Origin of the sequence: Vibrio sp. 1159, from assembly GCF_033340395.1 — a bacterium.
GTDB lineage: Bacteria > Pseudomonadota > Gammaproteobacteria > Enterobacterales > Vibrionaceae > Vibrio > Vibrio alginolyticus.
Window position 1 is genome coordinate 1 of sequence record NZ_JAWOWL010000178.1, and the last position, 1,081, is coordinate 1,081.

Here is a 1,081-nt window from a genome sequence, read left to right on the forward strand (position 1 = left end):
AAAGTGCGAACATCTATTAAAGATAAAATAGAAAAGGCTCTCTACTTTGAGAGCCTTTTTTTAGGGCTAAATTCGTAAATCGCAGCCCATAAATCACATCCATGAAACTCAAAGCTAAGCGTTCATTCAATCACAATGTTTCACGTGAAACATGCCAATGACACAGTAAACGCCTCGGTTAACCGGAGTAAGCTGAGTGCCAATCACGCCAGACCGGATCGAAACCTTTCGCTCTGATCATGTCTTCTACCGATGCCGCGCTACGCTCGTCACTGATTTCGAACTGTTCCAGTTCCACCTCTTCGGTCGCATAACCACCGGGTTGTGTTTTCGATGCCGCAGACATACTCGTAATGCCTAACGGTAATACATTGTCGCGAAACTGCGGTGATTCGCGCGTCGACAATGACAACTCCACTTCCGGATTAAACAGCCGATAGGCGCAAATCAATTGCACCAACTGCTTATCCGTCATGACAGATTTCGGTTGTAATCCCGACGCAGGTGCATTACCGGCACAAGGGCGTAAACGAGGAAAAGAAATCGAATAACGCGATTGCCAATAAGTACGCTCAAGGTAATCCAGATGAGCAGCAGCAAAAAAGCAGTCGGTGCGCCACTCTTCCAAACCAATCAAAGCGCCAATACCGATTTTGTCGATCCCCGCTTTTGCCAACCTATCAGGCGTTTCAAGCCGGTATCGGAAATCCATTTTGTTGCCACGTAAATGATGCTGAGCATATGTTTTAGGATGATAGGTTTCTTGATACACCATCACCGCATCAAGGCCCAATGTTTTGAGTTCGGCGTATTCGTCCTGATCCAACGGTTGGACTTCCATCGCTAAATAATTAAATCGCTGCTTGATGATTGGCACCATTTCGCGAAAGTATTTCATCCCAACTTTGGTCTCATGCTCACCCGTTACCAGTAACACGCTGTCGAACTTCATTCGCTTAATCGCATCAATCTCCGCCTCAACTTCGTCCCTATTCAGTGTTCTTCGCTTTATGCGGTTCTCCATAGAGAAGCCACAATAGGTACAAGCGTTGGCACAAAGGTTAGAGAGGTACAGCGGGAT

The 1,081-nt window shown here is 46.4% G+C and carries 1 protein-coding gene; it reads right to left on the bottom strand.

Going from position 1 to position 1,081, the window contains the following annotated elements; genetic code table 11:
- Positions 1-178 precede the first annotated feature (178 nt).
- The coding region (gene thiH / locus R7127_RS26835; RefSeq protein ID WP_318148754.1) for a 2-iminoacetate synthase ThiH at positions 179-1,081 on the bottom strand (903 nt) is incomplete at its 5' end.